At 70.3% G+C, this 269-nt stretch carries 1 protein-coding gene; it reads left to right on the top strand.

Annotation, left to right across the window (positions count from 1 at the left end; genetic code table 11):
• On the top strand, positions 1-269 hold a 269-nt coding region (locus tag RVY79_RS19830; protein ID WP_317466283.1), incomplete at both ends, for a transporter substrate-binding domain-containing protein.

Below are 269 nucleotides of genomic sequence, written 5' to 3' on the forward strand. Positions count from 1 at the left end.
TCAGCCGCACCGCACAGCGCGAAAAGGAATTGCTGTTCAGCCTGCCGGTGTGGTCCAACCACACCTGGGCGGTCGTCCGCGACGGCGCGCAGGCCGAGATCCGTCGATATGCCGACCTGTCCGGCCAATTCGTGTGCTGGGCGCGCGGGTCGAGCTATGGCGATCTGTTCACCGCGGCCGGTCTCGGCCGCATGCGGGGCATCGAGTCCGCGGATGACGATGGCGCGCTGAGCATGGTGGGGGCCGGGCGCTGCCGCGCGGCGCTGGTG

The sequence above is a fragment of the Chromohalobacter sp. HP20-39 genome (genome assembly GCF_033052815.1).
In the GTDB taxonomy this organism is placed as follows: domain Bacteria; phylum Pseudomonadota; class Gammaproteobacteria; order Pseudomonadales; family Halomonadaceae; genus Chromohalobacter.